This is a genomic window from Lacticaseibacillus styriensis, from assembly GCF_030770295.1.
GTDB classification, from domain to species: Bacteria; Bacillota; Bacilli; order Lactobacillales; family Lactobacillaceae; genus Lacticaseibacillus; species Lacticaseibacillus casei.
On record NZ_CP132483.1, the window covers coordinates 1,710,111 to 1,735,784 of the forward strand.

Below are 25,674 nucleotides of genomic sequence, written 5' to 3' on the forward strand. Positions count from 1 at the left end.
GAATTCGTTTTTGCCTACCGCTTCTTGGCGTGAAAGAACCAGCGGGTACTCTTGGCCGAAACCGGTTGCGTCCCAAAATCAGCCGTGACTTCAACCTTTTCAAAGCCGGTCGCCTGCAGCGCCGCCAGATAATCTTCCAGCGGATAAGTGCGCTCCTTGTGGGTTTCGGTTAGCGGCTTGTAAGCATCTAAGTCCTCGTCATAAATGAAAAACGTCAGATCGTGTTCGATACTATGCGGTTTTTCACCGACAAAACTGTTCCATAAAAAAGCGAAGTCATCGCTTTGATAATTGTACATATAGCCCGGAAAAACGTGATCCATCTGGTAAAGCGAATGGGCATCAAAAAGAAAATCTCCGTCTGAAGGTAGCAATGCCGCCACCTGGGCGAAGACTTGCTTAACTGCATCAAGATCGGGCATATAGCAAATGGAATCATCAAAGCAGGTGACCACGGGGAACTTCGGCAAGTCATGTAAATCCCGCATGTCACCTTGGATCAGCGTTAAATCAACATCAGCAGTAAGTGCTTTTTCTTCAGCTAATGTCAACATGTCGTCTGACAGATCGAGATCGGTGACTTGATAGCCTGACTGTGCCAACAACACGGCGAGAAAGCCCGAACCACCAGCAAGCTCCAGCAAAGGCTGATTGGCTGGCGCTACCCGCCGTTTAACGTAATCCCGCCACCGTAAATACAGTGACTGATCCATCAATTTGTCATAAACTTCGGCAAAAGTGGTGTAAATCATGCCTCAACCCACTGATCCACGTTGACAAGCGGTGCACTTTGCCACAACTTCTCAAGGTTATAGAATTGCCGTTCTTCCGGCATAAAGACATGAACAACCACATCATTTAAATCGATGAGCATCCATTTCGAACCTTTTTGGCCTTCGATTCGGCGAATATCGACACCCGCAGCTTCTTCTTTTTCTTCGATTTCATCCACAATCGCCTGTACCTGACGATCTGAAGTGCCGCTCATAATGACAAAATAATCCGCCAATAAGCTCACACCGCGCATATCCAAAGCGACAATATCCTCGGCCCGCTTTGAATCGCCGGCTTTAACAGCAATTTCCAACATTGTTTTTGCGTCGACCATAAACTACTCCTTTGATAAAAATGCGTTATAAGTTAACAGTGTTTTAGGAAAGACCAACTTGCGCGCGCCGATCAGGTACATCAACGTATTTTCCAGTTCGATGCGGCTGGCCTCTTCCAGATTCGTTTCAGCAGCCTTGCGCGCCTTGGCTTCGACAGGCAAAGCTCGTTGCGGCTCAATAAAATCGCCGACAAAGATACATTCATCTAATGGCGTCATTTCCGGATCCCCGGTTGTGTGCCGGGCAATCGCAGTCAAGACCTGCTTATCCGTAATGCCGACTTCGGTTTGGATAAAATGAACGCCGACAACCCCGTGCCAAACGCCTCGGCCATATTGCAACAAACTGGGATCAAAGCCATCTTCGACAATCACCCGTTTGTAGGTTTCGACCGGGATTTCTTTGCCATAATCGTGCAGCAAACCGGCCAAACCGGCACGATCAACATCTTGATCAAATCGCTTAGCCAGTTCAATGGCTGTTTGTTCCACGCGCAGGCAATGCTCGTAACGCGGTTCGTCCAGGCGGTTGCGTAAGCGATTTAAGATTTCTTGGCGGCTTAAGCCGTGTGTCAAGCTGTCAGGGTACTGATGTTCATTCACGATATAATCCCTCTTTTTGAATATAGTCAATAACTGGGTCTGGTACCAAATAACGCAGGCTGCGTCCATTTTGCACCCGTTCACGCACCGCGGTCGAACTGATATCGATTAGCGGGGCATCGACCCATAAAATCGGATAGCGACTGGCCGGTGTATAACCGCGGCGTTTAACGCCCACGAAAGTCACAAGTTTGACCAGTTCATCAATATGAGCCCACTTGGGTAAATAATCGACCATGTCAGCGCCGATGATGAAATAATAGTCAGTGTCCGGATGTAGCCGTCGCAACGCCTGCATGGTTTGATAGGTATAACTAATACCGCCTCGGCGTATTTCGATGCCTTCCAATCCAAAAAGCGGATTGTCAGCAATGGCCAATTGTACCATGTTCACCCGATGCCGTGCCGAGATAGCTGTTTTAGTATCAACATGTGGCGGCTGATTATCCGGCATAAAGTAAACTTTTTCCAAGCCGAGTTCGGTGCCCGCTGCCTCCGCCATAATTAAATGGCCGTTGTGAATTGGATTAAAGGTTCCGCCAAACAGGCCCACCTGCTTGCGGCGATGCACACCTAGAATCTGTTCGCGCATCGCCACTGAGATGACCGGCTGAGTTAAGGTGACACTCTGCGTCTTTTCCATCGCAATCCCTACCGTGCGTTCACTTCAAGACTAATTCGGCGATGCTCGATTTTGGCTGCTTCTTTGTAGACAATCACCGTGCGGCCGATAATCTGAGCCACTTCCAAGCCGGTAATCGCGGCCTGTAAAGTGTCAGCAACTTCCCGCGGGGTATCATCGGCGGTTGGCAGCAGACTGATTTTTACCAATTCTCGCGTTTCCAACGCATCTTTGACGCCAGCGACAAACGCATCACCAAGCCCATTTTTGCCAACTTGAATCAACGGTTTGGTCGTCATCGCCAGGCTCCGTAAATAGCGTTTCTGTTTACCAGTTAACATATTTTTAAAACAACTCCTCTGATGGCACTTTCGTCAACTTTGACTCAACTGCGGCTAGCCACATCGTTGCGATCGCAATCAAACTTAAATAAATGCTTTTCGCAATAGAACATCCACACCTTTAGGCGCATAGCCTGCGATCGTGACACCGGCCGGTACGGTAATCCAGCCAAGTCCGGCAAAAACGAGATCCGACTTTTCCTTTGGGGTGAACTCAAACCGTACCAGTGGCGGAAACTGGGCCACTTCATCGGCTTGCGGTGGCGCAAGCAGGCCGCCAACATGTCTTTGGTAAAAATCATCAGCGTTAGCTAACTTGGTGCGGTGCAACGGCAATTGATTATCCGTGTAGATCACGAACGACTGACGGCCGCCGCGAAGATAGTCGAATCGCGCCAATCCACCAAGAAAAATCGTCTGTCCTTCATTTAACTGATAGGTGGCCGGCTTGATCACCGATGTCGGGGATACCAGTTTTAAATCCTTAGGTCCCACAAAATGTGCCATCTGATGCCGATGAATAATACCTGGTGTATCAATCAGCGACTGGCCGTCATCTAGCGGAATCATAATCCGATCCAGCGTTGTGCCTGGAAAACGCGAAGTGGTAATCAGGTTCTCAACACCCGTTAATTCCTTGATAATTCGGTTGATTAAAGTCGATTTTCCGGTATTTGTCACGCCAACAACGTAGACATCGCGATGCTCTCGATATTTTTCGATTGCGTTTAATAAGTCGTCAACGCCAAACCCCTTTTTGGCACTGGCCAGTATCGTCGCAACCGGGCGTAACCCCTGTGCTTTGGCTTGCTGCTGCAACCAATTTTTTAACCTGTTCGGATTCAGCGACCTAGGCAGAACATCGGCTTTATTGCCCACCAAAATGACCGGATTATCGCCGACAAACCGGTGTAATCCGGGAATCACGCTGCCATTAAAATCAAAAATATCAATCACATTCACGATTAGCGCGTTGCTCTCACCAATTGCGTTCAACAAACGTAAAAAGTCGTCATCTGTCAATGTGACCGGTGCGATTTCATTATAATGCCGCAACCGAAAACACCGTTGACAATAAATATCGTCTTCAGTGTCAGCTTTAGCTAAAGTAGCAGCAGGCAAGTATCCGGGTTGTTTTGGATCTGTTGTCTGTAAAATAGCGCCACAGCCTATGCAGCGGCGCTCTTCATCATTTTTGATGGTGTCCATGAATATCCTCCTGATAATTCAGCTGCCGTTTTTTCGCAAGTGCTTTAAAAACGAAGCCTTCAAAAAACCGATTGATCCGCGTGTTCCACGCATCACTTTCCACCAGTGGTTGCGTTAGAATCGTGCGCACGCCGGCAAGGTTGCCAGCCCAAATATCAGTCAGGAGCTGATCCCCGACCATCACCACTTCCGAGCGTTTTAAGTCCAATTCCTTACGTGCTTTGGTAATCCCCACCGGCAACGGCTTCAATGCTCGCGCCACATACGCGACCTGAAGCTTGGCCATTGCCTTGTGGATACGATTAGCGTTGTTATTTGAGACGACCACCACTTGAATGCCGCCTTTTTTCAGATCTGAAAGCCAGCGAGTCAGTTTAGCCGTACCTTCCGGATGATCCCAAGCCATCAACGTATTATCAAGATCCGTCAACACCGCTTTAATGCCTTGCTGTTTCAGACTGGCAGGCGTCAGACTGAAGATATTCGTTACCAGCCAAGTCGGCTCAAAAACTGCCACAAATCTTGTCCCCTCTCCGGTTGTTCATATTCTATATATTATAGCGGAAAAGATGCCTAAGCGCGAGGCCGTTTGCCTAATACCTACGACGCGTCCACAATGAAAACGCTATTTTAAAAAGACGAAATAATCGCCTTATTGTTGCAAACAGGGTACGATGAATTTGAAATCAAACGCTCGCATTCCGTTATTAAGCCTGTTATACTTATTTTTAGTAAGTGTTTCAAAATAGGAGGCAACACCATGACCCGTTTGCATCATGTCTCGCTTTTAACTGGCGACGCAACCGCAACTATTCATTTTTATACAAATGTTTTGGGCTTGCGGTTGGTAAAAAATACGGTTAATCAGGAAAATATTCACGTCCGGCATCTGTTTTTCGGTGATTATCAGGGAACGCCTGGCAGCGTCGTGACTTTTTTCGTCATTGATCGGCTTGGCCACCGTTATGACGGGCGCAATCAATTAGGCGGGATCGATTTGGCGATCCCCGGCGATTCTTTGCCTTTTTGGTTTGAACGGCTGCAGCAAGCCGGCTGTGTGATTTCTGAAGCCGCGGACCGTCTTACGTTGGTTGATCCTTCTGATACGCCGGTTCGGCTGATTGCCTTCCAGAAGACTTTGCCAGATCATTTAACGGTTCCTAACGACATCCCCGGCAACCGACAGATCACCGGCCTCATCAATGTTGACATCCCTGTTGCTGATCACGAGGCTGAGAAGGCTTTCTTCGAAGCAATGCTAGGCCAGAAAGCCGAACATGAACAATTTAAGCTGGCAGCGGGCAACACTTTGACACTAAAACCGAGCCTGACTGACGATGTCAAACGGTTTGGCCGTGGCAGTATGGATCATTTCGCTTTAACCGTTGACCATGAAGAAGCGTTGCCGCGTCTTGGTACCATTGCCGCACAACATGGTTACGAAGTTGAAGAGTTTGCCGATCGCGGCTGGTTTAAAAGCCTTTATGTTCGTGATCCGGCTGACAACCGCATTGAATTTGCAACCCAAGAGCCCGGCTTTACATTAGACGAGCCGCTGGAACACTTAGGCGAGAAACTGGGCCTGCCGCCGAAGTTCGAAGCGCGGCGGGCGACCATTGAAAGTTATTTTAAAACCAAAGGAGTGGATTTCCATGATTGAACATCCATTACTCGGCATGAACCACGTCACCGCCATGGCAAGTAATCCTCAAGCCATTTTTGATTTCATGAGCAAGACTTTAGGGCTGCATCTGATCAAGAAAACAGTGAATCAGGATGCTTTAGACACCTATCACTTCTATTTTACCGATGACCAAGGCACTGCCGGCACCGACATGACCTTCTTCACGTTCCCCAATCAGGAAAAAGGCAAAAAAGGCACGAATATGATTTCGCGGGCCAGCTTCCGGGTACCAAGTGATGCTGCCTTAGATTACTGGCTCAAGCGATTTGCGGAAAAAGGAGTCGCAAACGATGGCATCAGCACCCAGTTTGATGCCAAAATCATTAATTTCCACGATCAGGATGATCAGCAGTTTCAGCTTATCTCCGATGAACACAATCATGGAGTCGCAGGTGGCACCCCTTGGAAACACAATGATGTTCCGGAAGAATTTGCCATCACCGGTCTTGGGCCGGTCACGGTTACGATTTTCAATCTCGGCCACATGCAATATGTGCTAACAGAAATTATGGGTTATACCAAGATCGCCGAAGACGGTAACTGGTCCCTATACGAAGTTGGTGAAGGCGGTCACGGAGCACAGGTCATTTTGGAACACCGCGAAGATCTGCCAATTGCCGTTGAAGGCTTTGGTAACATTCATCACGCCGCCTTTTCCACGGATACACGTGAGACGCTTGGCACATGGATTGATCGTATCAAGCAATATCGCCTGCCGCAATCCGGCTATGTCGACCGCTTCTACTTTAAGTCCGAGTATTTCCGGGCAGCACCGCAAATTCTTTTCGAAATCGCTACAACCGGACCAGGCTTCTTACAAGACGAAACTTATGATGAAGCCGGCATCCACCTTGAGTTGCCGCCATTCCTGGAAAGCAAACGCGATGAAATCGAAAAGCAGCTCACACCAGTCAAAACCGATTGGCGCGGTCGTTAATTTGTGGAGGTAGTTATGGCAGAAGAAAACGTCAATTATACTTTTGTAAAAGGTGACCCCACCGTCTCCCCTTTGTTATTGCTACACGGCCAAGGCGGCAATGAAAATGATTTGCTGCCGATCGGGAAATACCTGTCGCCTAATAGTCCCATGCTTTCGATACGTGGACGCATTCAGGAACAAGGGATGAATCGTTATTTTCGGCATTCGGAAAACGGCGGCTTTGATTTGGCCAACCTTGAGCAGGAAACCACTTGGCTTTTTTCGGTTTTAAACGAGCTTTGCCAGAAATTCAATATTGACTATAACCGGTTTGTGGTCGTCGGCTATTCAAACGGTGCCAACGTTGCTGCGCGCGCATTGTTGACGCGGCGCGATACTTTTCACACCGGCATCTTTTTCCACCCGATGGCACTTTCAACGGTTGATTCCCAGCAAGATCTAAGTGATGTCAAAGTCTGGATGTCTCATGGCGATCAGGATCCGATCGTGCCAGCCCAGAACTTTAAGGTGTTGACCACTTATCTCAAAGAACAAGGGGCGGACGTGACGATTTTCCGGCACGGGCAAAGCCATAATTTAAATGAAGCTGAATTGGCAAATGCCAAATCCTGGTTGGCGAATAGTGGCCGACTGCAGGATTGGCAACGGAGGTGAATCTTATGCAACGTTTTGGGTTTGAGGAATATGGCAAGCCAAGTGTTTTTAAAAGTATTGACGCCCCGGTTCCAGAACCAAAAGCCGGTCAGGTACAGTTGCGGGTCTTGGGTTTTGGCTTGAACCCTTATGACGCTTCTCTGCGCCGCGGTGAACAGGCGGCGTTTCGGAAAGTTAAGTTCCCCGTGGTACCGGGAACGGATGTGGTTGGCCGTATTACCAAGCTGGGTGAAGGTGTCACGGATTTTGCCGTGGGCGATGTTGTTTTGAATTATCGTCCGATCGGCGGCTATAGTGAATTTGTGACGGCTTCAACCTCTAAAGTTTACAAAAAGCCGACTGCGCTAAGCTTTTTGGATGCTGCGGCGTTACCGCAAGTCGGCTTGGCAGCGTTTAACATTCTTCACTATATGTTGAATCTTAAACCTGGAGAAACATTGGGCGTCATCGGTGCCAGCGGTGGCGTCGGTGCCATCTTGGTGCAGATTGCCAAGTTTGAAAAGTTGCACGTCATCGCCGTGGCTGGTGAGCAGCATCGTGAGTATCTGCGGCAGCTAGGTGCCGATCAAATCTTCGGCTACACTGACGATTTGCCGGAAGATGCAGCCAATGCTGTGGTCAATGCCGTGTTCGGCGCTGCCGATCATGGCGCTGCATTAAAACTTGTTAAGCCAAACGGTCAGTATGTCACAACGGCTTATGCCGATGTTGATCTCAGCAGCAAACCAGACGTGACTCATTTGCAGTTAAATCCGTCGAAGGACTACTCGGTGCATGATGGCTTTGCCTATCTCAAGGATGTCGCCCAAAAATGGGGACTACAGGTTCGTGTCGCTCAGGCTTTCCCATTTAATGTTGACGGTGTGATTGCCGGCCATGAAATGCTGGAAACGCATCACGCGCCAGGCAAGTTAGTCGTTATGCAAGGCCGCCATGTCATCCACCCGATTCGCAAAGACGTTAACCACCTGTAGTGCCTCAAAAAACCGCTTGCGACCCGCCTTTTCCCGCCGTATGATAACAACATGCACGGAAAGGCGGAAAGATATGAAAATTGCAGTCTATTGCGGTGCCAATCATGGCGTTAATGATGAATTTCTTCAGGCAGCTACACAGGTTGGTGCCTGGATTGCCGAGCGTGGTGATACTTTAATCTACGGCGGCGGCAAGCTAGGCTTAATGGGTGCGGTTGCCGGCAGTACGCTTCAACATGGCGGTCAAGTCATTGGCGTCATGCCTCAGGTGTTAGCAGATCGCGGCCTGGCCATGCCCGACCTGACGGATTTGGAAGTTGTCGCGGATATGGGTACCCGTAAGGCCCGAATGATTGAACTGGCCGATGTCGATATCGCCTTACCCGGCGGCCCGGGAACGTTAGAAGAAATTACGGAAGCCATTTCTTTTTCCCGGATCGGATTAAACGCCAGTCCTACTGTTTTGTTCAATCAAGACGGTTATTACGAGCCGCTGCATCAGATGTACCAAACAGCGGTAGATCAAGGGTTCTTCGACCAGGATGCATTTGACAACCTGTTATTTTCATCTGATCTGCAGGAAATCAGCACGTTCATCGCTAATTACCAACCGCTCGGGGTACGACAATATCATTAACCAATCAAGCTGGTATATAACTCATATAAAAAAACACGCCGTTTCATTCAGAGCGAATGGAATGACGTGTCTTTTTTATAAGTAAGCGTAAACTGACGCAACTAGAACCTACGCCAGTCAACAGGTTACATGATGATTAAGCCAAAGCCTTTTTAGCGGTATCCGCCAAAGCCTTGAAACCGTCCGGGTCGCTGACAGCAAGATCAGCGAGCATCTTACGGTTCATGTCGACATTGGCGAGTTTCAGGCCGTGCATCAACTTGCTGTAAGAAATATCGTTCATGCGCGCTGCTGCGTTAATCCGGGCAATCCAAAGACGCCGGAAATCGCGCTTCTTGGCGCGGCGATCGCGGAATGCATAGCGATACGAAACCATGACCTGGGCACTGGCTGCCTTAAACAGTAAATGCTTGGCACCACGATAACCCTTAGCGAGTTTCAGTACCTTCTTACGACGCTTACGAGTAACTGTTCCACCTTTAACACGTGGCATTAGAATTCCTCCTCAAATCAAATCCGATAGCTTATTATTTCATCTGGCTGAGCATCTGGCGGATCCGCTTCATATCTGAGTGGGATACCAATGCTGACTTACGCAATTGACGACGCTGCTTCTTCGTCTTGCCGTGGAAACGGTGTGACGTGTATGCGTGACCGCGCTTAAGGGCACCTGATGCGGTTTTCTTAAAACGCTTTGCGGAAGCGCGGTGGGTCTTGAATTTTGGCATGTCTTTTTCCTCCTCTAAACATCAATGCGCGCACGACTACTTAAAGCCGTGCACGCCTTTGTAACATTCGCCGATGATTATTTATCGGCTCGCGGTGCAAGCATTAAGAACATGCTGCGACCATCCATCTTTGGATGAGTTTCAACAGTAGCAATTTCCTTAACGGCATCCGCCATCTGTTCAAGAACCTTACGACCAAGATCCTTGTGCGTAATTGCTCGACCACGGAATCGAACGCTCACTTTGACCTTGTCCCCTTTTTTCAGGAACTTCGTCGCGTTCTTAAGCCGGGTATTGAAATCTGCTTCACCAATGGTCGGGCTCAAGCGGATTTCCTTAATGGTGACAGTCTTTTGTTTCTTCCGAGCATCGCGCTCTTTTTTCTGCAGCTCGAATCGGAATTTCCCGTAGTCCATGATGCGGGCAACCGGTGGCTTGGCATTAGGCGATACTAAGACAACATCTAAGTTTGCATCCTCGGCAATGGCCAAGGCGTCACGCGTACTCTTAACGCCGAGCTGTTCACCGGTCTGGGAGATCAATCGAACTTCACGTGCGCGAATACTGTCATTGACTATCAGATCTCTTGCTATGGTTGTTCACCTCCGTGTGAATTTCAGAGAAAAAACAAAAACAGCGTGGCCGCAAAGACCCCCGCTGTTCATTAAATACCGAACTAATGAGCCTAGAGGTCTAAAGACGTGGGCGAGAAGCGGGAACTTCTGCTTTTTCTCAACATCAACTACTATACAGGAGCAACCTGCCTGCGTCAAGAAGTTCGTTGTCGATGTATGTTTGGATTGTATTGACCGCAGCTGTTTTTTGCGGCCTTTTTAAACTCTTTGCATATAAGATATCAGTGATCAAGAACTTCGTCAGCAAGTGTCGCGATGTTAGTGCCGACACCATAAACGCTCTCCCAGTCTTTGGTAAAGTCAAGAACGGCATTACTAATAGCAGGGTTTTGTAAGGCAGAGCGCAAAATATCGACACCCATGGTTGCTGCCTGAGCGCCAGCTTGGAAAGCGTCATTTACTTGTCCAACGGTGTGGAAACTAGCAGCTAGGATCTTAGTGGATGCGTGCTGAAACGCAATTTGATCGGCAAGATGCTTAATAACCTGTTTGGCATCAATACCCATATTGATCATCCGATTATAATAAGGCGCCAGATAATCTGACCCGGCTTCGATCGCAAGGCGGCCTTGGAATTCACTGTAGATCGCGGTTGCAGTCACATGAATATCATTTTGCTTCAGAATCTTAATCGCAGCAAGTCCTGCCTCATTCGTCGGTACTTTGACAAAAACATCTTCATCAATGTTAGAAACGATTGCAAAGGCATCCTTAACAATCGCATCTGTGGTTTGGCCAACAGCCTGAACATGAAGAGACTGATCGCGACCAATAATGGAACGAATCTGGCGCATATGATCGAAAAAGTCGACCTTACCTTCTTTCTTTACGATCGTTGGATTGGATGTCACCCCAGCTAAAGAAATGATCTTAGCGTATTTTTCAATATCAGCAATGTGAATTGTGTCTAAAAGAAATTCCATTTTTCCACCTCATATGTTTTCTATTGTCTTTACAATAATCTAGTTCAAGTTTCATCAAGCGTGATCAGTTAACAATATGAACATCTCAAACTGACCAGCGCTTGAACGTCTAAATACTGATTATTTCGTGCTTCTGTGTGCCATTCTACGAAAATTACCAACCATTAATAGTTGCTTTTATCCCCGCTTGTTGCAAGATCTCTTGAAAGCTTTCGAGGTCGCTTGTCTGAAGCTGCTTAACATCCTTCAAAGCATACTCTCGATGCAAGTCTTCGTACTTCTTGAGACCAAATTGGTGAAACGGCAACAACTCCACTTCTGGGACATGAATACGATTGAATAATTCACCAAAATGCCTCGCATCATCATCACTATAATTAAAGCCGGGAATGACTGGTATGCGGACACGTACCGTAAGTTTTTGCATATGCATCGCCGTTTGCAAATTTTTCAAAATAAGTTCATTGCGCGCATTTGTACCTGCTCGATGCTTGTCAGAATCCCATTGCTTACAGTCGTAATACATCAAGTCAATGTACTGAGCCAGATCCGTGAACACTTTTGGATTAGCATAGCCAGTTGTTTCGCACGCAACATTAATGCCGGCATTGTGGCACGCCTTTGCTAATGCCGTGACAAAAGTAGGCTGAAAAAGAATCTCACCACCGGAAAGCGTGACGCCCCCACCGGATTCTTCATAGAAATCCATATCCTGAACAATGATTTTCATCACATCATCAACGGTATACCACCGCCCGACTGTCACATTGCGTTGCTTCGATTCATCGTACATAGGTTCCGGTTTTCCCAATTGTGATTCAGGGTTTGAACACCACTTACAACGCAATGGACAACCTTTAAAGAACACGACCGTCCTAATGCCCGGACCATCATTGAGGCTAAACTTCTGAATATTGAATACTAGTCCTAGTTCATTGGACATAACCAGCACCTCCTCAATTCATACGTTAGCATCTTCACTTACGAACGCAACAATTATGAATTGTGGTAAAACATGTTTGTTTAGTTTTTATAGAAGTGTTTCATTGTTATTTAGCTAAGGATCGGTCTTTTTGGCTTAACCCCAGGAAAGGCCAACAAGTTCAAAAATTTCGGCCAAGCACATTTGTGCAATCGCGAGCAACACGATGCTTACTGATTGATTTACGAATGAAGCAATGTTACATTTTGTTTGTAATTAGTTAGACGCAACCGATTATTGCCATGAAATGCTTATTTCAAGGAGGTCGAACCATTATGGATGCTGTCGTACAAAATAAAACTACGAAATTCACGCCCATCACACAAGGTGAATTCGGCAAGTTAACACCACGTATGAACAATTTACGTAACAAGATTATCAATGCAAAACCATATGTCGATCCAGAACGTGCCGTATTGGCGACAGAGGCTTACAAAGCGCACCAAAATGAACAAGTGGATGTTTTACGAGCCAAGTTACTCGCACATATTCTCGACAAGATGACGATTTTTATTGAGCCTGAAACTTTAATCGTCGGCAATCAAGCACAAAAAAATCGTTGGGCTCCAGTCTTCCCTGAATATTCGATGAATTGGGTTATTGACGAACTAGATACCTTCGAAAAACGTCCAGGTGACGTTTTCTACATCACTGAAGACAGTAAAAAGAAACTCCGCGAAATTGCGCCATACTGGCAAAACAATACGTTGGAGGATCGCGGATTAGCCGCCTTCCCTCCTAAAAGCCGTCTTTTCTACGACTTAGGGATTATCGGCGCTGACGGCAACATCACTTCCGGTGACGGTCATATCGCAGTAGGCTACAGCACATTAATCAACAAAGGCTTGAAGTGGTACGAGGCTCGGGTTCAGACGGCGATGGCTGACCTTGACCTGACTGACTATGACCAACAAAAGAAACTTTATTTCTATCAGGCCAGCCTGATCGTGATTAACGCAGTGCGGCGCTTTGCTCAGCGTTACGTTGACCTCGCAACAAAAATGGCCAGCAAAACGGCTGATCCAAACGAAAAAGCCAACCTCGAAAAGATCGCCACGATTTTACAAAAAGTTCCTTACGAACCGGCAACAACTTTTCGGGAAGCTGTTCAATCGGTTTGGTTAATCCACCTGATCCTCCAAATCGAATCCAATGGTCACTCTGTTTCATACGGCCGCGTCGACCAATACTTGGATCCTTTCTATGAAGCTGACATCAAAGCCGGGCGAATAACGTCAGATCAGGCGGTCGAACTGTTGACAAACCTCGCTTTGAAGACTTTGACGATCAACAAGGTTCGATCATGGGCGCACACAGAGTTTTCAGCCGGCTCACCGCTATACCAAAACATTACAATCGGTGGCCAGACCAAAGACGGACAAGATGCTGTTAACCCAATGTCCTATTTGATCCTTCAAGCAATCGCTCAAGCGCATCTCCCTCAGCCAAACCTAACCGTCCGTTATCACAAGAATTTATCTGACGATTTTATGCTGGCCTGCGTGCAAGTCGTGAAGCAAGGCCTTGGGATGCCGGCTTTCAACAACGATGAAATCATTATCCCTTCCTTCATCGCCCGCGGCATTAAAAAAGAAGATGCGTATAACTATTCTGCCATTGGCTGCGTGGAAACTGCCATCCCCGGAAAATGGGGCTATCGTTGCACCGGAATGAGTTTTGTTAATTTTCCCCGGACACTTCTGATTGTCATGAATGGTGGGGTTGATCCTGAATCCGGCAAACAGCTTTTACCTGACTATGGCCGCTTTTCGGAAATGACCAGTTACGATCAATTGATGGCTGCATGGGACAAGTCGCTGCGGGAGATCACCAGACAAAGTGTCATTATCGAGAATACCTGCGACATGGTCTTGGAACGGGGATATCCCGATATCTTGTGTTCGACGTTGACAGACGATTGCATTGGTCGCGGCAAAACGATCAAAGAAGGCGGAGCTGTTTACGATTTCATTTCCGGTTTACAAGTCGGAATCGCTAACTTAGCAGACTCACTGGCAGCAATTAAAAAATTAGTCTTCGAAGAAAAAAAGCTTACTCCCGAACAGCTGTGGGAAGCCCTCAAAAACGACTTTGCCGGTGCTGACGGTGAACAAATTCGCCAGATGTTACTCAATGACGCGCCAAAATATGGTAACGATAATGATTATGTCGATCAGTTGATTGCTGATGCATATCAACCTTATATTGATGAAATCGCAAAATACAAAAATACGCGCTATGGTCGCGGCCCAATCGGTGGTCTTCGCTACGCCGGAACAAGCTCGATTTCAGCCAACGTTGGTCAAGGTCACAGTACCTTGGCAACCCCAGATGGCCGTCATGCGCGGACACCGCTTTCCGAAGGTTGTTCACCCGAACACGCCATGGATACCAATGGACCGACTGCTGTTTTCAAAAGTGTCTCCAAGCTTAATACCAAAGCCATTACTGGCGGCGTACTACTGAACCAAAAGATGTCACCGCAGATCCTGCGAACGACCGAGTCTTGCATGAAACTGGTAGCATTACTGCGCACGTTCTTCAACAGGCTGCATGGCTACCATGTTCAATACAATATTGTTGATCGTGCAACTTTGATTGATGCCCAAATACATCCTGACCAACACCGCGATCTAATCGTTCGCGTTGCCGGATACTCTGCCTTCTTCGTTGGATTGTCCAAGGAAACGCAGGATGATATCATTGCAAGAACCGAACAAAGCTTTTAAAAGCCAGCTTCTTTTCAGTCTTCCCGCATTTAACCACTTCAACAAAAAATGACCGCAACATCATTTACGGTCAAACTATGCGAACATGCTTAGGTGTGTTCGCTTTTTGTTGCTCGATGTAAGTGCAAGATTGTGAAGTCCATTTAAAACGGCTTCGATAGCCCTTATCTAAAAGGAACATCGAAGCCGTTGCGTTCAGTCTTTCTAGCGTAAGCAATCCAGTTAAATCTGCGGTAGCCACAGCATTTTGTGACGAATAGAGTAAAGTTAAACTGGAATGTTGTTGAGTCTTGTGGTATTCCACAACAGGTGACTCTGTCATACAATGGTCACCTTGACATCTGCGTCTTCTAAAGCTTGTTGAGCCGCTTGTGGAATCCCTTTATCTGTGATCACTTGATTGATGTCTGCGAAATCTAACTGATGCACAAGACTAACAGAATTGAATTTACTCGAATCAGTCAGGATAGTCACAAACCGGGATTGCCGCGCCATTGCCTGAACGATTTCGGTGCGAAGGATATCATTGCCATAAAAACCTTGCTGAGCACTGAAACCGTCTGTGCCGACAAACAACTGCTGCACCTGAAAATTTGCTAACATTTGCTTTGTCAATGGACCAACAGAAACCTGCGCAGTAGCTTGATAGTTCCCGCCCAACAAGATCACGCTTAAATTTGGATAATTGCTGACATAATCCGCAATAAAACTTGAAATCGTAATGATGGTTATTTGCTTGCCTTCTTTACCGAGGGTTTCGGCTAGTAAGGCGCAAGTCGATCCAGATTCAATCATGATCGTACTATGATCCTTGACCTGCGCTGCTGCTTTAGCTGCGATTTTCTCCTTAGTTTCATAATGTTGTGCCAAGCGAAAACGTAAATTGGCTGGATCGTTTAGAATCGCGACCCCGTGCTGCCTTCGTAACAGACCTTTATCCTCGAGAGTCGTTAGATCTTTTCTGATTGTAACCTGCGAAACTGCAAGTTCTTTCGCTAACTGAGAAACTTCAATCTCTCCGGCTTGATTAACGCGATCAAGGATACGGTCAATGCGCTTTTCTCCCATGCTGATCCCTCCGATGTATTTAAAGTTTATCACTTAATATCGTAAATATATAGTTTCAAATGAACTCACTTTGTTTACGTTTGACATTTGTTATGCTACGTTTGGTGGGAGGTGATGGTGATGTCTGAACAACCAGATGACTTTGTTGCTCGAGTTGCTTATCTATATTACGTGAAAGATCAAACCCAATCGCAAATTGCGAAAACTATCAATATTGACCGTTCAACTGTCAGTCGCTTACTAAAACGCGCCCGCACCAAAGGCATTGTGACAGTCCGGGTCAATCACGCCAATACCGAAATCTTTGAGCTTGAGGAAAAGTTGAGGCAGGCTTTTAAACTGCGCCAAGTAGTGATCATTCCCTCTTCAGCAAGTGATTCGGTTGAGGCTAAAAATCAACAACTCGCAACAGCAGCAGCACACTACCTTAAACGTGTGATCAAACCGCACGATCGCGTTGGCTTTGCTTGGGGAACAACGCTAGCTGGCATGATTGGCCAACTCAACCATCCCGTCCACACCAACGCCATTTTCGTCCCATTAGTTGGCGGACCAAGTCCTAAAAATACTAAATACCACGTCAACGCGATCGTTTATGACGCGGCTCGTCAGTTCAATGGCAAAGCTCTGTTTATTGATGCTGCTGCAGTGCAAAAAACACAAGCATTACACGATCAGATTGTGAATTCACAAAAATTCCAACCCGTGCGGGATGCTTGGGCACATCTGGACTTAGCCTTCGTTGGGATTGGCGGGGCGTTGAGACAAGGAACAAGTCGTTGGCGTGACCTGCTGTCAACTCAGGATTTTGACGAGCTGTCTGATCGCGAAGTCATTGGCGATTGCTGTTGTACTTTTTTCGATCGTAACGGTAAAATACTGCGCGGTGATCTATTTTCACGTACGATTGCGATCGATCCCAAGCAATTAAAAACCACGCCCAACACCGTTGCGGTTGCGCGTGGTTTATCAAAAGCGCCAGCAATCAACGCTTGCTTACGGATGGATCTAATCAACACTTTAATCACCGATCAACAAACTGCGGAACGGATCAATACGCTGAGAGACAAATAATGTCATCGCTGATAAAAAGGCGAAAACTCACCACTGACATATCTGCCTAGTTCATTATCGGTTGGACTGACATGAAATTGCTGAGTTTCCGGTAAGTAAGCTTCCGCAAAACCAACCAATGCGTGTAAATCAGCGTCTTTGTCAGCATCGACAACCAGTAGCAAACTCTGTGCGTCATCCGCACGCATCATCGTAACCAAATAAGCGGCGTGCACAGTTGGCATTTTTGGCAGGTATTCCCGCAACTGCTCAACAAGATCAGCGGTTTCGCGAGGTGGTTCACTAATTCGAACAGCCTCGCCATGTTTGGCTTGATCCGGCTTTGCCACATAAAATAGATTGGCACGTGACAATACCATGTTTTCATCATATGGATTGATGACCACGCCGAAAATGTCGCGATCCTCATATAGAAAGTTGGCACAATCAGCAATCGTCGCAACCGCAAAATGATCGTGATCCGGACTTTTGGCAAAGTTTGCCTGATCCGTAAAAATTGGCAAATAATCATGCCCATTGTCATCAGTAAGCATCACCACGGTCGGGTCGCCTGTACGTGCCGTTCCGACTGGTAACATAAACTTGGCACTTTTCAAGCCAGCATAAAAAGCCGCTTGCGTGTCATCATTTTGATCCGTTCTTAAAAGCCGCATCAAATGAATTAACTGGGGATTTTGAACTTGTGGCTCATTGGTCATCGTCATCTTCTCCTTTATTGTGCTGCCGGTTGAGGTTCATTTTATTGCGAAAATTCCGTAATTTTTTAGGTAAGCCGATCAGCCATGACAATAAAACGATGCCGACACTGCCGAAAACCGCAACGCCTTGAGGCTGAAATTCAATTTTACCGAACCACCAATTGGCAATGCCATACGCGGCCAGTGCCGTTAAAAACATCACGATCCCCATCAACACCAGCAGGCCGCGACCACGATGGGCAATGAGCCAGCGGCCGCGCTGACTGGGAGTCCGCCACGGCAACTTCAAGTAAACCAGTAGAACAACAAAATACAAGCTGGCTGCCAAAACTTTTGTGACGAAAAATAAAACGAGCCATGAAGCCCATAACGCAATAACCACCTAGTCACCCTTTCCTTGCTGTCTGTCGTAAATGTGTCCAGTGTATCATACATAAGTGAAACCAGTCAGATTCTGTGATAAGTTGAAAGCAAATCTCAAATTGACCGCGTTAACTTGAAGATTGCCAATGATTAAGGGGATATCTATGACAATAATTGATATGATCAGACATGCTGAATCTGACACGACAGTCCATGATGATTTTTCTCGACCGTTTACACAAAAGGGATATCGTCAAAGTCAGCAAATCGCTTACAATCTACGGCAGATACCTTACAGCACAATTTTTTCGAGTCCGTTTAAACGTGCAGTCGATACAGTTGTCCCCATCGCGCGCGATCATGGTTTGCCTATTCAAACTGATGACAGACTTGTCGAGCGAAAAATGCCTTCATGGGTATCCGACTTTTCTGAATATGTTGCTCACCAATGGCGTGATCTGACATTCTTTAAAAGCCCTGGTGAGTCCATTTTTCAGGTTCAAAAACGTTATCTTTCTTTTCTGTTCAGTCTGCCAGCTACTTCATTCGTTGCAATAGGCAGCCATGGGACAGCAATAAGCAGTGTCATTGAGTCCGCAATGCCTGGTAAGGGTGGTGATTTTTTCAAAACCTTATCCTATGCAGCCGTGACTCGGCTTGAAGTCTCTGATCATCAAATCGTCCGGATCGCTTCTTGGTCGGAAAATTTCAAAGCATTCATTTCGCTAGAATAGTTTTCACCTTCAATTCAATCTTACCCGCCTAACCAATACGCTATTTGTGCAAAACAAAAGGGAGCCTCATCCAAGGGTTCCCTCTTTGTTCACTTCGACAAGCTATTTATCGCCTAAGACCTTCTTTGCCTCGGTGGGCTTGGTTTTGCCATCGCGACTGTAGTTCTTGACTTCAGCGACCATCGCGTCAATGAACATGTTACCGGCTTCTTCTTCGGTATGCTCATCACCGTAACGCCGAACCGAAACGGCAGCATCGTTGAGTTCCTTATCACCGACAACAACCGTATACGGGATCTTCTTAGTCTGGGCTTCACGAATCTTGTAGCCCATCTTTTCATTCCGATCATCGACTTTGACCCGCAAGCCGGCTGCCAACATCTGGCGCTTGATGCGGTTGACATAGTCTAAGTGCAGATCATTGTTAACCGGGATCAAAACAGCCTGTGTCGGTGCTAACCAGGTCGGGAAGGCACCCTTGTAGATTTCGGTCAGATAAGCGATGAAGCGCTCCATCGTGCCGACAATGCCACGATGAATCATGACTGGTCGATGTTCTTCACCATCTTTGCCAACATAGGTCAGGTTGAAGCGTTCTGGCAACATGAAGTCCAACTGGATGGTCGACATCGTTTCGTCATTACCCAAGGCCGTCTTGGTCTGGATATCCAGCTTTGGCCCATAAAAGGCAGCTTCGCCTTCAGCTTCGTAGTAATCAAGATGCAGATCATCCATCGCACCTTTAAGCATGCTCTGGCTGCGGGTCCACATTTCATCGTCATCAAAATACTTTTCGGTATTCTTGGGATCACGATATGAAAGCCGGAAGCTGTAATCGGTAATGTTGAAGTCTTCGTAAACGTCCATGATCAGGCGCAGAATCTTTTTGAATTCTTCTTGAACCTGATCCAAGGCAACAAAAGTGTGGCCGTCATTTAGCGTCATTTCCCGAACACGCTGCAAGCCGGACAGTGCGCCGGACTTTTCATAGCGGTGCATCATGCCCAATTCAGCAATGCGCAGCGGTAATTCACGATAAGAACGGATATGATGGTTGTAAATCTGAATGTGGCTTGGGCAGTTCATCGGCCGCAATTCAAGCATTTCACCATCGCCCATGTCCATTGGCGGGAACATGTCTTCGCGGTAGTGATCCCAGTGACCGGATGTCTTGTATAAGTCGAGGTTGGCAAGCACCGGCGTATAAACGTGTTCGTAGCCGTCTGCGATTTCCTTGTCGATAATATACCGTTCGATCACCCGCCGGATTGTTGCCCCATTTGGCATCCAGTAAGGCAAACCGGCACCGACTTTAGGATCGACGAAGAAAAGATCCAAGTCGCGGCCGATAACCCGGTGATCATGCTCAGCTGCTTCCTGACGGCGTTTAGCATCATCTTCGAGACCTTTTTCACTCCAATAAGCCGTCCCGTAAATCCGCTGGAGCATCGGATTGCTGCTCTTGCCTTGCCAGTAAGCGCCGGCAACTGACAGCAGTTTGAAATGCTTCAGATCTTTGAGACTTGGTAGCAGGACTTTTTCTTCGAAGTCAACAAAGTCACCGAGCTTGTAACCCTTAATCGGATCACCAGCAGCTTCGACCAATTGCTTCTTGAAAGGATCGTCTTTGAAGCGGGCAAAAGCATCGGCACGACTGAGAACAACCGGTTCCAAAGCAGCGTTGGCCTTAATGATTTCTTCCATTTTCTTTTGAACCGTTGGCAAATCATCGACACTTACCTGGCCATCCGCCCGATCGGTATCGTAATAGAAGCCATCCTCGGTCGCCTGACCCTGACCAAAATGAATATCAGGATACAAAGCTTTGAGTGCTGCAGCCAAAACAAACGCTGCCGTTTGCCGGAGAACCGTCAGCCCCTCGGCATCATCCTTGGTCATAATCTGCAGTTTGCCAGAATGAGCAATCGGTTCGTCATAAGCGATCAACTCGCCATCCAACTTGCCGGCAACCGCCTTTTTGGCCAAACTGTTACTAATGCCTTCTGTAATAGCTTTCACCGTTGTACCATCTGGAAATTGTTTAACATTGCCATCTGGAAACGTAATATCTAATGCCATAAGAAAGACTCTCCTTTGTTGTTTTTTCGAAGAAACCATCCGTTCACCGATGCAGAGACCTGTGCGTAAGGATCTTGGTCGCAATGCCTAAGGGCACAACGCTTCAGTTCCAGACACTGCGGCTTCCGCTTGCGATAACGCGTTCGCAGTCGCAGAAATCTCCGTGTAAGGACCTCAAGCCTAAATGGCCAAAGTCCAGCCATTTAGGCTTGAGGCCACTTACACTCCGATTTCTAAGCGCTCCTGCTCACGCTCACAAAAAAATCGCCCCTAACATCTCCTAAGAGACATCAGGGACGATTTGTGATCGCGGTTCCACCCAGGTTGCCGACAGTCTTGCTGCGGGCCACTTCATTAACGCGTAACCTGCGCAACTGGGCCTTTCGGCAATCTCAAGAAGTGGTTCGGATCAGATCTTGCAAGACTTTCAGCCGCGGCCTTGCTCTCTGTCGGATGATCCTTTATTGCTTCCGTCTTCGATAGCTACATTGAACCACATTGCGCGGCCAGGTGCAAGCGGTTTTCTGAAAATTGCGTTATTCTCTTTTGAATTGCACTTAATTGGCCAGCGGATTGCGGCGATTTTCTCCGCCGACCGTTACTTCTTTAGCCAGAAAACGGATCCGTTCCATGATGCGTTGCGCTTTTAGCATCTCGGAATTACCCCGGTCAGTTCCGGCCAAAGATTCGGTTAAATCGGCCATGCTTTTGTTGGAGCTGAACAGCGTCGGCATTTTTTCCTGCATGCGGTATTGCAAAATGATGCCAAGCACATCATCCCGCACCCAGGGACTGATACTTTCAGCACCAATATCATCAAGCATCAGCACTTGCGCACGTTTGACGCTATCGATTTTTTTCAAAACCGTGTTGCTGCCAATGGCACTCTTCATTTCAACAACAAAGGTCGGGACATGAATCAGCGTCGTGGCAATGCCGCCTTTGCTGGCAAGATCATTGGCAATGGCACCGAGCAAATAGGTTTTACCGACGCCAAATGGACCGCTTAGATACAGGCCTTGGTGAAATGTTTTGGGATCGGCGACCACTGCCAATACAAACCGGTTTGCTGCCAAGAGCGCATCTACTCGCTCATCAGTCGGATCGTAACTTGTCAGACTTGCATCGTGAATATCTTTGGGCATATTAACCGAGGTCACTAGCGACGCCTGCTTGGCCTCTTCGTCAGCCGCAAGCTTTGCATCTGTCGGCTCATACGCAACATCAATCAGCCCGTTAGCAACGACTAACGTGGGTTGATAGCCGGGTGCCAATGGTAATTCACCACGGGCAATCTTGTTCCGCTCACTGACGAATTCATATATCTTCGCCGTGCCGCGATCAATCGCATCATCAGCTAATTCTGCCTCGTGTTGCTTAAGGAAGGTCTGGACATCAGGATCCTGCAAGGCTGCCTTGACCATTTTGAAATACCGCTCCCGCCACTGTCGAGAGTCCATTAACATTGCCAAGCGTTTGCGCATATCTTCCATTAGTTCGTCCCTCCCTTATCACCGAGTTGCCGTAACTTTTCCAGTTGAGCAGCCAACGTCTGGCGATCTGCTTCGCTGACCTTTTTCTTCTTGGGTTGATAGCCTTCCTTAGCCCAATCTGGCAGCTTTTCCTGCCGCACACCTTTGGATTGGCTTTGAAAACGCTTTTTTCCAGTTGCTTTTTGCTCTTCAAACGTATGAATCTGCTGTAACGCTGCTTCCGGGCTCGTCACGTTGGCCTTCAACCAGCTGTTGGCAATGGCATCCATCAACGCTTGATTGATACTATCATTCGTTCGGAGAATATAATCGATCAAAATATTAATGGTGGGGGCATCAAAAACGTTGCGTTCACTAAGGCTCTGTACCGCGCGCAATTCATTATTAGCCGGATACATCCGGTCATTTTTAGCCTGCTTGGTTGCGGTTAAAAACTGGCGTGGCGGCATGCTTTTCGCCCGTTTCAGCAGCGCTTCGTCAGCACTGGCCACTTTTGGTGGTTTGGTTGCCACTGGTTGCGGCTTAGTTTTAGGCTGCTGGCGGGTATAACTTTGCTCGGCCAGCCGCCGCAACGCGTTCAAGTCGATTTTGCCCGTCATCACATCCGTCGCCCGACTGATCAGCCGCGCAAAGTCAGGTGGTTGAATCCCGTAAAACCCGGCGATTTGATACAGTGCCTCTTGGTGTTTGGCTAATTGACCTGACTGAATATTGCTGTTGGCTAACAACGATTGCAAAAGTTCCCAGTCATAGCCTTCGCCATTACCAAGCCGCGGTAGTTGAGGCTGATTTTGAGCCATTGCCTTTTTGGCGGCAACCACCGCACTTGGTTCCCCGCTTAAGTTGTGGTCAAAGCGAAACACGTCCAAAAAGTTTGCCGTGATCTCCTGCCATTCCGGGCGGCGAACCGGTTTCAGACTGAACTGTGCAACCAGTTCGTCATACCGTTTTTCACCAACCTTGTCATAAAGCAACAGGCCCATCAAATCATCTTTAAAAAAGGCATCTGGTTGCACTGGCGGGTAAAGTTCATAAGCGTAATAGCGTCCTAGGGAATCGACTTGCGTATAAGTTCGCAATAAGCCGACTGCTTCCAGTTTGACGCGAGCCACAAAGAGTTGATCGATGTCGATATCCAACAAATCCAACAGCCAGAGTTGCGGGCGCCGATCCGTCACCAAAGCGCGGTCTTTGACCTCCTGCCATAGACTTAGATAAAGCGCCATGGCAATCGGCCCCACGAGCGGTTGATAAAGCGAGATAGCGATCTTTTCATCAAAGTCGCTAAAATAACCTGCCTTGGTCAACACAAAGCCTGCTTGGGGCATAAACGTATCCGGACGCTGCATATCGAATTCACCTCTTTTCAGACAACGGACCTGAGACAACTGCCCCAGGTCCGTTTGTTTCACGTTCACTATTTCTTGGTCTTTTCCTTCTTCATCATATCCTGAAGCTCTTGCATGAAGACGGACATATCTTTGAATTGCCGATAAACACTGGCGAAGCGAATATAAGCCACGTCGTCAACATCTGCTAGCTTGGACATGACATACTCGCCAATGGCTTGACTGGAAACTTCATTTTCACCAATCGCACGCAATTGGTTTTCAACCGAATCAACGATCCCTTGCATCTGCTCCATGGTGACCGGTCGTTTTTCTGCGGCCCGGATCAGCCCTTTCAGAATCTTCTCACGATTGAACTCTTCTCTGGTACCATTTTTCTTAATTACCAATAACGGGGTTTGCTCGACTCGTTCAAAAGTCGTGAAGCGAAACCCGCAATTCTCGCATTCGCGCCGGCGTCGGATCGCCCGACCGCCGTCTGTGGGACGCGAATCAACGACCCGCGAACTATTATGATGGCAATGGGGACATTGCACGACTCCACCTTCTTAATCAAAGTTTGATAATTAATTATAGCACGCACACGCCGCTTATGATAGGTGCTGTAACTGGCGGATTAAGGCTTTCGCTTGGGCAATCGTTGCTTCTGATTTTCCGTTATTGTCAATGACAAAATCAGCCATGGCCGCTTTTTCCGCCAAGGGTATCTGTGATGCAATGCGTTCTTTGGCTTCGGCTTCTGTCAAACCATCGCGGGCCATCAGCCGGGCCAGTTGAACATCAGGAGCAACGGTGACCACAGCAACACCATCGAATGCATCGGCATAATCAGCTTCATAAAGAAGTGGAATGTCGCCAACTACAATCGCAGCACCGCCGGCTTTTGCCTGCTCTAACGCTTGATTAATCGCCGCGCGCAGGTACGGTCGATTAATTTGATTCAGCGCCTCCAAACGTCGCGGTTGGGAAAAGACAATCTCACCAAGCTTGGCACGGTTGAGTTTACCGTCCGCGCGCAGCACTTGTGGCCCAAATGCCTGGACAATGCGGGCGAGTGCAGGCCGACCGGGTTCGACAATCCGGCGCGCAATCACATCGGCATCTACGACTGGATAGCCAGCTGCTTTAAAGACTCGACTCACCGTTGACTTTCCTGAGGCAATACCGCCTGTCAAACCCAATAAATAGGTCATGCCGGACGCCTCCTTTGATGCAGAGGTTGGCAGTGGGGACAATAGTGGGTACCGCGTTGGCCGACTTTGATTTTAACAATGAGTGTGCCGCAGCGATCACAAGGCGTCCCTTCCCGATCGTAAACATGCAAGGCATCTTGAAAAGAGCCGCGGTTACCTTTTGCATCCACGTAGGTATGAGCACTGGTGCCACCAGCAGCAATGGCAGCATCTAACTCCTTGATAATATTGTCATGTAAGGTATGAATTTCTTTTTTTGTCAGCGTATCAGCTGGCTGCAATGGATTCAAACGACTCAACCATAAAACTTCGTCGGCATAAATATTGCCGATACCGGCAACAACGGTCTGATCCAGTAAAACCGATTTGATCGCTTTATGATGGCGTTTTAGTTTTTGGGCAAACGCCGCCTCGTCAAACGTCGCAGGGGTCGGCTCCGGACCTAATTTTGCCAACGCCGGCACCGATTGTTCCTGACCAGTATGAATCAAGCGCATGCGGCCAAACTTGCGTAAATCCCGGTAGCGCAGTTGGCTTCCATCCTGGAACGTAAAAGTCACATGATCGTGCTTGTCAAATGGCGTATGGTCATCGCTAACGACGTAATAGCGACCTTCCATGCGTAAATGGCTGACAATGGTTTCACCGTTGTTCAGCCGAATCAACAGGTATTTTCCCCGGCGATCGATCGTGGTGACAGCAGCGCCGACGACTTCTTTTTGAAAAGTTGGCAAGCCATTAATCAGAATTTTCGCCCAATTCGTACTAATCGCGGTGATCCGTTTGTTTTTGATAAGTGGCAATAATGAACGGCGAACCGTTTCGACTTCAGGTAACTCTGGCATTCCCGTTCT

General features: G+C 47.6%; 29 protein-coding genes. 8 read left to right on the forward strand and 21 right to left on the reverse strand.

The genetic code is table 11. The annotated features are described in order from the left end of the window. Window positions 1–14: 14 nt before the first annotated feature. The 7 genes from LACSTY_RS08210 to LACSTY_RS08240 form a co-directional block, all read right to left on the reverse strand. The gene (locus LACSTY_RS08210; protein ID WP_087912277.1) at window positions 15–752 is read right to left on the reverse strand and encodes a class I SAM-dependent DNA methyltransferase; all 738 of its coding nucleotides are present in this window, start codon (window positions 750–752) and stop codon (window positions 15–17) included. Further along, window positions 749–1,108 carry a ribosome silencing factor gene (rsfS, locus tag LACSTY_RS08215; protein WP_010487900.1) on the reverse strand — a complete coding sequence of 120 codons (360 nt, stop codon included), beginning with the start codon at window positions 1,106–1,108 and terminating at the stop codon, window positions 749–751. The genes LACSTY_RS08210 and rsfS overlap by 4 nt, the downstream gene beginning before the upstream one ends. Window positions 1,109–1,111: 3 nt before the next feature. Further along, window positions 1,112–1,711, reverse strand: coding sequence for a bis(5'-nucleosyl)-tetraphosphatase (symmetrical) YqeK (yqeK, locus tag LACSTY_RS08220; protein WP_070650473.1), 600 nt, complete (start codon window positions 1,709–1,711; stop codon window positions 1,112–1,114). Beyond that, on the reverse strand, window positions 1,704–2,354 hold the full coding sequence (locus LACSTY_RS08225) for a nicotinate-nucleotide adenylyltransferase (protein ID WP_025013370.1): 651 nt from the start codon (window positions 2,352–2,354) through the stop codon (window positions 1,704–1,706). The genes yqeK and LACSTY_RS08225 overlap by 8 nt, the downstream gene beginning before the upstream one ends. An 8-nt stretch (window positions 2,355–2,362) precedes the next feature. Next, on the reverse strand, window positions 2,363–2,674 hold the full coding sequence (locus LACSTY_RS08230; protein ID WP_087912278.1) for a YhbY family RNA-binding protein: 312 nt from the start codon (window positions 2,672–2,674) through the stop codon (window positions 2,363–2,365). Window positions 2,675–2,758: 84 nt separating this feature from the next. Then, window positions 2,759–3,883, reverse strand: coding sequence for a ribosome biogenesis GTPase YqeH (gene yqeH, locus LACSTY_RS08235; RefSeq protein ID WP_087912279.1), 1,125 nt, complete (start codon window positions 3,881–3,883; stop codon window positions 2,759–2,761). Beyond that, a complete protein-coding gene (locus tag LACSTY_RS08240; RefSeq protein WP_025013367.1) occupies window positions 3,864–4,400 on the reverse strand; it encodes a YqeG family HAD IIIA-type phosphatase in 537 nt (178 codons plus the stop codon). The genes yqeH and LACSTY_RS08240 overlap by 20 nt, the downstream gene beginning before the upstream one ends. Before the next feature lie 243 nt (window positions 4,401–4,643). Between LACSTY_RS08240 and LACSTY_RS08245 the strand changes: the two genes are divergently transcribed. From LACSTY_RS08245 to LACSTY_RS08265, 5 genes are all read left to right on the forward strand, one after another. Continuing rightward, entirely contained in the window at window positions 4,644–5,543 is a 900-nt protein-coding gene (locus tag LACSTY_RS08245; protein WP_087912280.1) for a VOC family protein, read from the forward strand. Further along, entirely contained in the window at window positions 5,536–6,504 is a 969-nt protein-coding gene (locus LACSTY_RS08250; RefSeq protein ID WP_087912281.1) for a ring-cleaving dioxygenase, read from the forward strand. Before LACSTY_RS08245 ends, LACSTY_RS08250 begins: the two co-directional genes overlap by 8 nt. 15 nt (window positions 6,505–6,519) lie before the next feature. Further along, window positions 6,520–7,161 carry an alpha/beta hydrolase gene (locus LACSTY_RS08255; protein ID WP_049172146.1) on the forward strand — a complete coding sequence of 214 codons (642 nt, stop codon included), beginning with the start codon at window positions 6,520–6,522 and terminating at the stop codon, window positions 7,159–7,161. A gap of 5 nt (window positions 7,162–7,166) precedes the next feature. Continuing rightward, a complete protein-coding gene (locus tag LACSTY_RS08260; RefSeq protein ID WP_087912282.1) occupies window positions 7,167–8,135 on the forward strand; it encodes an NADP-dependent oxidoreductase in 969 nt (322 codons plus the stop codon). A gap of 73 nt (window positions 8,136–8,208) precedes the next feature. Then, complete coding sequence (locus LACSTY_RS08265) at window positions 8,209–8,772, forward strand: LOG family protein (protein WP_087912283.1); 564 nt, start codon at window positions 8,209–8,211, stop codon at window positions 8,770–8,772. 136 nt (window positions 8,773–8,908) lie between these two features. Here the strand turns inward: LACSTY_RS08265 and rplT are convergent, their stop codons facing one another. The 5 genes from rplT to LACSTY_RS08290 all read right to left on the reverse strand — a co-directional run bounded on the left by rplT (window position 8,909) and on the right by LACSTY_RS08290 (window position 12,001). Continuing rightward, window positions 8,909–9,265: a 50S ribosomal protein L20 gene (gene rplT, locus LACSTY_RS08270; RefSeq protein ID WP_025013361.1), complete on the reverse strand. Its 357-nt coding sequence runs from the start codon at window positions 9,263–9,265 to the stop codon at window positions 8,909–8,911. A 34-nt stretch (window positions 9,266–9,299) separates the two neighbouring features. Then, window positions 9,300–9,500, reverse strand: a complete 201-nt coding sequence (gene rpmI / locus LACSTY_RS08275; RefSeq protein ID WP_003565872.1) for a 50S ribosomal protein L35 — start codon at window positions 9,498–9,500, stop codon at window positions 9,300–9,302. A gap of 77 nt (window positions 9,501–9,577) precedes the next feature. Continuing rightward, window positions 9,578–10,093: a translation initiation factor IF-3 gene (gene infC, locus LACSTY_RS08280; protein ID WP_171024638.1), complete on the reverse strand. Its 516-nt coding sequence runs from the start codon at window positions 10,091–10,093 to the stop codon at window positions 9,578–9,580. A gap of 263 nt (window positions 10,094–10,356) precedes the next feature. Next, entirely contained in the window at window positions 10,357–11,058 is a 702-nt protein-coding gene (locus tag LACSTY_RS08285; protein WP_087912284.1) for a fructose-6-phosphate aldolase, read from the reverse strand. 154 nt (window positions 11,059–11,212) lie between these two features. Beyond that, complete coding sequence (locus LACSTY_RS08290; RefSeq protein WP_087912285.1) at window positions 11,213–12,001, reverse strand: glycyl-radical enzyme activating protein; 789 nt, start codon at window positions 11,999–12,001, stop codon at window positions 11,213–11,215. Between the two features lie 314 nt (window positions 12,002–12,315). Between LACSTY_RS08290 and LACSTY_RS08295 the strand changes: the two genes are divergently transcribed. Beyond that, window positions 12,316–14,769: a glycyl radical protein gene (locus LACSTY_RS08295; RefSeq protein WP_087912286.1), complete on the forward strand. Its 2,454-nt coding sequence runs from the start codon at window positions 12,316–12,318 to the stop codon at window positions 14,767–14,769. A 318-nt stretch (window positions 14,770–15,087) separates the two neighbouring features. On the opposite strand, the gene LACSTY_RS08300 is transcribed toward LACSTY_RS08295, so the two are convergent. After that, the gene (locus LACSTY_RS08300) at window positions 15,088–15,837 is read right to left on the reverse strand and encodes a DeoR/GlpR family DNA-binding transcription regulator (RefSeq protein ID WP_087912287.1); all 750 of its coding nucleotides are present in this window, start codon (window positions 15,835–15,837) and stop codon (window positions 15,088–15,090) included. Between the two features lie 120 nt (window positions 15,838–15,957). Between LACSTY_RS08300 and LACSTY_RS08305 the strand changes: the two genes are divergently transcribed. Continuing rightward, on the forward strand, window positions 15,958–16,911 hold the full coding sequence (locus tag LACSTY_RS08305) for a sugar-binding transcriptional regulator (RefSeq protein ID WP_087912288.1): 954 nt from the start codon (window positions 15,958–15,960) through the stop codon (window positions 16,909–16,911). Window positions 16,912–16,913: 2 nt separating this feature from the next. Here the strand turns inward: LACSTY_RS08305 and LACSTY_RS08310 are convergent, their stop codons facing one another. Both LACSTY_RS08310 and LACSTY_RS08315 read right to left on the reverse strand, forming a co-directional pair. After that, the gene (locus LACSTY_RS08310; RefSeq protein WP_049172141.1) at window positions 16,914–17,609 is read right to left on the reverse strand and encodes an enhanced serine sensitivity protein SseB C-terminal domain-containing protein; all 696 of its coding nucleotides are present in this window, start codon (window positions 17,607–17,609) and stop codon (window positions 16,914–16,916) included. After that, entirely contained in the window at window positions 17,599–17,991 is a 393-nt protein-coding gene (locus tag LACSTY_RS08315) for a hypothetical protein (RefSeq protein ID WP_087912289.1), read from the reverse strand. Before LACSTY_RS08315 ends, LACSTY_RS08310 begins: the two co-directional genes overlap by 11 nt. A 145-nt stretch (window positions 17,992–18,136) precedes the next feature. Here LACSTY_RS08315 and LACSTY_RS08320 point away from each other — a divergent pair, with 145 nt between their 5' ends. Further along, complete coding sequence (locus tag LACSTY_RS08320; protein ID WP_087912290.1) at window positions 18,137–18,706, forward strand: histidine phosphatase family protein; 570 nt, start codon at window positions 18,137–18,139, stop codon at window positions 18,704–18,706. Between the two features lie 102 nt (window positions 18,707–18,808). Here the strand turns inward: LACSTY_RS08320 and thrS are convergent, their stop codons facing one another. The 6 genes from thrS to mutM form a co-directional block, all read right to left on the reverse strand. Further along, complete coding sequence (thrS, locus tag LACSTY_RS08325; RefSeq protein WP_010487873.1) at window positions 18,809–20,785, reverse strand: threonine--tRNA ligase; 1,977 nt, start codon at window positions 20,783–20,785, stop codon at window positions 18,809–18,811. A gap of 557 nt (window positions 20,786–21,342) precedes the next feature. Beyond that, the gene (gene dnaI, locus LACSTY_RS08330; protein WP_087912292.1) at window positions 21,343–22,278 is read right to left on the reverse strand and encodes a primosomal protein DnaI; all 936 of its coding nucleotides are present in this window, start codon (window positions 22,276–22,278) and stop codon (window positions 21,343–21,345) included. After that, entirely contained in the window at window positions 22,278–23,627 is a 1,350-nt protein-coding gene (locus tag LACSTY_RS08335; RefSeq protein WP_087912293.1) for a replication initiation and membrane attachment family protein, read from the reverse strand. Before LACSTY_RS08335 ends, dnaI begins: the two co-directional genes overlap by 1 nt. Window positions 23,628–23,695: 68 nt before the next feature. After that, the gene (gene nrdR, locus LACSTY_RS08340) at window positions 23,696–24,163 is read right to left on the reverse strand and encodes a transcriptional regulator NrdR (protein WP_005687991.1); all 468 of its coding nucleotides are present in this window, start codon (window positions 24,161–24,163) and stop codon (window positions 23,696–23,698) included. A 54-nt stretch (window positions 24,164–24,217) separates the two neighbouring features. Beyond that, entirely contained in the window at window positions 24,218–24,820 is a 603-nt protein-coding gene (gene coaE / locus LACSTY_RS08345; protein ID WP_087912294.1) for a dephospho-CoA kinase, read from the reverse strand. Next, a complete protein-coding gene (gene mutM / locus LACSTY_RS08350) occupies window positions 24,817–25,665 on the reverse strand; it encodes a DNA-formamidopyrimidine glycosylase (RefSeq protein WP_087912295.1) in 849 nt (282 codons plus the stop codon). The genes coaE and mutM overlap by 4 nt, the downstream gene beginning before the upstream one ends. Window positions 25,666–25,674: the final 9 nt, after the last annotated feature.